Raw genomic sequence first — 5,492 nt, forward strand, 5'->3', positions numbered from 1 at the left:
TGTCCGGGCTACCGTTTGGCAGACGGCGGTGAACCCGTAGCCCGGGCAAGGCGCGTCAAGCGCCGCCCCGGGAGCAGAGCGCAGAGAGGTGGAGTTTCCCGGAGGCGATGCTGGCGCATCTGTCCGGGCTACCGTTTGGCAGACGGCGGTGAACCCGTAGCCCGGGCAAGGCGCGATAAGCGCCGCCCCCGGGGGCCGGGCGCAGAGGATTTAGCGTCAGAAACGGGATTAGCGGGTGGTGCCGCGCAGCTTCAGCACGCTGGGGACAAAGACGTTTAGCGGCAGCGCACGGCCATCGCGGGCTTTCTCAACCAGCAGGTTGACGCCCTGGCTGCCCATCATTTCTGAATGAATGCGCACCGTGGAGAGCGGCGGAAAGGTAAAACGCGCGGTGGGGATATCGTTAACGCTAATGAGCGAAATATCTTCCGGGATCGAAAGACCGCGTTCATGAATGGCGCGCAGCACGCCGATGGCGATAGAGTCTGACGCGACGAACAGCGCGGTGGGGAAATCCGCCTTTGCCAGCATCGTTTTTGCCAGCTCATAGCCGGAGGAGCTGGAAAACCCGCCGCGCCAGATATCTTCTTCCGAAACCACTCCCTTCAGGCGGCCATATTCGACGAAGGCCACTTCGCGGATGTCGGCTTTACCCGGCTCATCCTGGCCACCAATAAAGCCGATGCGCCGCGCGCCCTGGGCGATAAAAAAGTCGATAACTTCTTTGGCGATGCGCACCAGATCGATGTCGACGGCGTCATAGCTGCTGCCGGGTTCATGGAAATCAATAAAGCAGACGTTGTCGGTTAACGCCGTGGCGGCGTCGCGAATCGCCCGCGAAGGCTGGCCGACAATCAGAACGCCGGTCACTTTTTTCAGCTCGGGTAGCGCGTTGTTAAAGTAGCAGTTGGTCAACTCGATACCGAGCTTTTCGCATTGCGTTTCGATGCCATGGCGGATCGCCAGATAGTAAGGATCGTTGATTTCCAGATCCTGCTGGTAGCTGTAGATGGCCAGAATATGGTGGTGGCCGACGGTGTGAACCTGAGCCTTACGCGAGCTGGTACTTTTATATTCCAGCTTTTCCGCCACCTCAAGAATGCGATGTTTTGTCTCTTCTTTCACGTTGAGAGTGGGGTCGTCGTTTAAAACGCGGGAAACCGTCGCCAGTGAAACGCCTGCTTCGGTCGCGATATCTTTTAGTGTGGCCATTGTTTTCCTTATCTGACGTTGCCCCATCGACGCAAACCATTGTAAAGCAAGCGCGGGCAGCTGCATCTCTTTTCAGTAAATTTCCGCCGTATTATTCATCCCCGCCGCAGCGTTTCCACCGCGCAAAAGAGTGATGAATCTAACATTCTTCGCACTATTATGCGGAAACCTCGCCGACATTTGTTATCTTTTACTAAAATTTTACTTGAGAGGTGCAAGATGGAAACGGTGCTTTATGCTGATTTTGCCAGACTGGAAATGCGTACGGGAAAAATTGTGGCGATAAAACGACATGAGAATGCCGACAAGCTCTATATTGCCCGGATTGATGTTGGCGATCGCACGCTGCAGACGGTAACCAGCCTCGTGCCGTACTACAGCGAAGAAGAGCTGCTGGGAAAAACGGTCGTGGTCCTGTGTAATCTGGCGAAAGCCAAAATGCGCGGTGAAACCTCGGAGTGCATGCTGCTTTGCGCCGAAACCGACGATGGCAGCGAAAGCGTACTGCTTACGCCGGAAAGGGCGATGCCTGCTGGCGTGCGGGTGGTATAACGCAATGCCCTCTCCCAGTGAGGGAGAGGGCAGGTCACTACGCCTCTTCCACCGAAACCCGCAGCGCCGCCAGCGCCAGGCGGGCCGCTTTTAGCACCTGTTCACACTGCTCAGGGGTCAGCGTCAGCGGCGGTTCAATGCGGATCGTCCTTGCGTTGTTGAGCGTTCCGGCCACCAGTACGCGCTGGCGGAACATCTCGCTGGCAAAGTCATAGCCGATTTCGTTATCGACAAACTCAATGGCCATCAGCATACCTTTGCCGCGCACGTCATTCACCAGATCCGGATATTCGCGGGCCAGCTGACGGAAGCCGTCCAGCAGCATGTCGCCTTTCTGCTCCGCCTGCGCGGGCAGGTTTTGCGTCAGCAGCACGTTGATGGTCGCCAGCGCCGCCGCGCAGGCCAGCGGGTTGCCGCCGAACGTGGTGGTATGCAGGAACGGGTTATCGAACAGCACCGAGAATACCTCTTCGGTGGCGACCGTTGCGCCAATCGGCATGACGCCGCCGCCCAGCGCTTTGGCAAGGCACAGAATGTCCGGCTGGACGTTTTCATGCTCGCAGGCGAACATCTTGCCAGTGCGCCCCATGCCGGTTTGCACTTCATCGAGGATCAGCAGCGCGCCAAACTCGTCGCACAGCTTGCGCACCGCGGGCAGATAGCCCGGCGGCGGCAGAATCACCCCGCCTTCGCCCTGAATAGGCTCAAGGATCACCGCCGCGACGTCATCGCCGGTCTTTTTGCACTCGCTCAGCAGGGTGCGCATCGCGTTGATATCGCCAAAAGGCACGTGACGGAATCCCGGCAGCAGCGGCATAAAAGGCTTACGGAAAGTCGATTTCGCGGTGGCCGAAAGCGCGCCCAGCGACTTACCGTGAAACGCGCCGCTGGTGGCGACGAAGGTAAACTTGCCGCGCGGAGACTGATAAGCCTTCGCCAGCTTTAACGCCGCTTCGACCGATTCGGTACCGCTGTTGCTAAAGAAGCTGTATTTCAGTTTGCCCGGCGTTAAGGCCGCCAGGGTTTTAGCCAGCATGGCCCGCAGCGGGTCCAGCAGTTCCTGACTATGAAGGGGTTGTTTAGCGAGCTGATTTTCGACGGCGGAAACGACAACTGGATTACGGTGCCCTACATTAAAAATCCCAAACCCACCCAGGCAGTCGATAAACTCCTGTCCCTGAGTGTCGACAAGCGTATTTAACCCTCCCGCTTGCCACTCTACGGCTCCGTAATCCCCGCCAGCAGTGACCGATTTTCGATACGCTAAAAACCCCGGGTTCACATGCTCTTTAAAGTATTCCCTGACCTCCTGGTTAAGTGATTTCATCTCCTCATGATCGAGCGTTCGCTTCTCAATGAGATTCAGTGCGTGTGCGCTGCAGGCCAGAGCCGATGCGCTGGAAGGTAACCTGTTCAAAATATGCTCCTGGGCGGGGCGTATCACATGATACTGAATTAAGTATTGCAGGGATTACGCCACTTCGGCGCGGGCCAGGAAAATCGGGATAAACGCAACGTGAAATTGCGGTTGAGCAAAATTTAATCTTATCGCGAAATTATTGGCATGTTTTACTCCTGAAGGCGTGAAACCATGCGCAGAAGGGGTCCCGCCGCGTGCTTCGCGGCGGTGCAGGCTGCCCGGCGATGGGGCAGAGGGCTAGTCGAGCTGGGAGATTTCCATTGCCGCGCGGTCAATGACGCCGACGATCTGCTTTAGCTGAGCTTCGGTTATTTCCTGCTGGTTAACCCTTAAATCCAGTACCGCCTTAAAATTCTCCAGCGCGCGCTTCATCTGCGGATTTTTACGGAGTTCACAGCCCACCATGCGCGCCTGCAGCCTGGTCTGAATATGCTCCAGCTGCTCCAGGTTCTCCGCGTGCAGCTGACTGCCTTCGGCGGTAATGGCGATTTTTTTGCGGCCGTTTTCGTCAGCCACGCTGATTAATCCCTGATCCTGAAGTAAATCGAGCGTCGGGTAGATGACGCCGGGGCTCGGGCTGTAGTTGCCCTGGGTCAGGGTTTCGATCTCTTTAATCAGTTCGTAACCGTGGCTGGCATTGCGGGTGAGGATATCCAGAATCACCAGGCGCAGCTCGCCGTGACCAAAGAAGCGCTGCCGGCGTCCGCCGCCTCTGCGACCGTGCTCGCCGTGTTCGCTATGTTCCCCGTGGCGTCCGCGTGGGCCACGGCCTTCTTCGTGATGGTGTCTCATGTTTTGTTCCTGTGATTATTTGATATATCTAATTTATATCTAAAAATAATAAAGTAGCAACAAAGTAGTAAATTTATTTTTTATTTAGTTGATATTTAACGTTTTAATTTTTGATTTTGGCTTTTGTGGCGTTTTTCTATGACTATATCAAAAAACGCTTGCATTCTTTTTTAATGGCAATCATTATCATTTGCAAGATTTTTAGATATATCTATTCCGTTCACGAAGGCGATAAAAGATGACAACGACCAGACACCCCAAATACCCGCAGCGCGTACGTAATGAACTGCGCTTCCGTGAGTTAACCGTATTGCGCGTCGAGCGTATCGGCAGCGCATTCCAGCGCGTCGTGCTGGGCGGAGAGGCGCTGGAAGGCTTTGTTTCCCAGGGTTTTGACGACCACACCAAGCTCTTTTTCCCGGCCGCGGGCGCTGCGTTCACGCCGCCGGAGGTGACGGATGAAGGCATTAACTGGGGCGATGGTGTGCGTCCGGCGACCCGCGACTATACGCCGCTGTACGACGCCGGGCGTCATGAGCTGGCGTACGACTTTTTTATTCACGATGGCGGTATTGCCAGCAGCTGGGCGCTGACGGCGAAAACGGGCGATAAGCTGGTGATCGGCGGGCCGCGCGGTTCGCTGGTGGTGCCGGAAGATTACGCCTGGCAGCTGTATGTGACCGATGAGTCAGGCATGCCCGCGCTGCGCCGCCGTCTGCTGGGATTGCAGCAGCTTCCGACGCGCCCGCAGGTCACGGCGATCGTCACCATTGGCGATGAGTCTTATCAAGATTACCTGGCCGATCTCGATGGTTTTCATATCGAGTGGGTGGTGGGACATCACTCCACTGCCGTGGCCGAGCGCCTGGCGCGAATTGCGGTGCCGGCTGAGGATTATTTTATCTGGCTGACCGGGGAAGGCGCGGTAGTGAAATCGCTGCTGGCGCGCTTTGAAGGCCCGGAGATTGATCCGCAACTGGTGCGTTCGCAGGCCTACTGGCACAGCAAATAAACGCGGAGAAACCCCGGGTTGCGGCTGGCGCCTTACCCGGGCTACTGGCCCTACCGGCCCGTAGACGGCGGTTAACCCGTAGCCCGGGCAAGGCGCGTTAAGCGCCGCCCCCGGGAGCAGCGCGGAGAGTGGCTGATTTTCCCGGAGGCGATGCTGCGCATCTGTCCGGGCTACCGGCCCGCAGACGGCTGTTAACCCGTAGCCCGGGCAAGGCGCGTTAAGCGCCGCCCCCGGGAGCAGAGCGCAGAGCGGCTGAATTTCCCGGAGGCGATGCTGCACATCTGTCCGGGCGACCGGCTTGCAGACGGGGGTGAACCCGTAGCCCGGGAAAGGCGCGTTAAGCGCCGCCCCCGGGAGCAGAGCGCAGAGTGGCAGAATTTCCCGGAGGCGATGCTGCGCATCTGTCCGGGCGACCGGCTTGCAGACGGGGGTGAACCCGTAGCCCGGGCAAGGCGCGTTAAGCGCCGCCCCCGGGAGCAGAGCGCAGAGTGGCAGAATTTCCCG

General features: G+C 57.6%; 5 protein-coding genes. 2 read left to right on the plus strand and 3 right to left on the minus strand.

Features of this window, described 5'->3' with window-relative positions; all coding sequences use genetic code 11:
- Window positions 1-228: 228 nt before the first annotated feature.
- The gene (ebgR, locus tag ABLV30_RS26910) at window positions 229-1,212 is read right to left on the minus strand and encodes a transcriptional regulator EbgR (protein ID WP_032720237.1); all 984 of its coding nucleotides are present in this window, start codon (window positions 1,210-1,212) and stop codon (window positions 229-231) included.
- A gap of 219 nt (window positions 1,213-1,431) precedes the next feature.
- On the opposite strand from ebgR, the gene ABLV30_RS26915 reads away from it, so the two are divergent.
- Window positions 1,432-1,764 (plus strand): tRNA-binding protein, encoded by a 333-nt coding sequence (locus ABLV30_RS26915; protein ID WP_014226909.1) that lies wholly within the window; start codon window positions 1,432-1,434, stop codon window positions 1,762-1,764.
- A gap of 37 nt (window positions 1,765-1,801) precedes the next feature.
- Here the strand turns inward: ABLV30_RS26915 and ygjG are convergent, their stop codons facing one another.
- Together ygjG and ABLV30_RS26925 are read right to left on the minus strand one after the other, a co-directional pair.
- Window positions 1,802-3,181, minus strand: coding sequence for a putrescine aminotransferase (gene ygjG, locus ABLV30_RS26920; RefSeq protein ID WP_004854393.1), 1,380 nt, complete (start codon window positions 3,179-3,181; stop codon window positions 1,802-1,804).
- 240 nt (window positions 3,182-3,421) lie between these two features.
- Window positions 3,422-3,976: a PadR family transcriptional regulator gene (locus tag ABLV30_RS26925; protein WP_004854392.1), complete on the minus strand. Its 555-nt coding sequence runs from the start codon at window positions 3,974-3,976 to the stop codon at window positions 3,422-3,424.
- Between the two features lie 238 nt (window positions 3,977-4,214).
- Here ABLV30_RS26925 and ABLV30_RS26930 point away from each other — a divergent pair, with 238 nt between their 5' ends.
- Window positions 4,215-4,988: a siderophore-interacting protein gene (locus ABLV30_RS26930; protein ID WP_049079316.1), complete on the plus strand. Its 774-nt coding sequence runs from the start codon at window positions 4,215-4,217 to the stop codon at window positions 4,986-4,988.
- The last annotated feature ends 504 nt before the right edge of the window (window positions 4,989-5,492 follow it).

Origin of the sequence: Klebsiella sp. CN_Kp113 (assembly GCF_040064585.1) — a bacterium.
Taxonomy (GTDB): Bacteria; Pseudomonadota; Gammaproteobacteria; order Enterobacterales; family Enterobacteriaceae; genus Klebsiella; species Klebsiella michiganensis.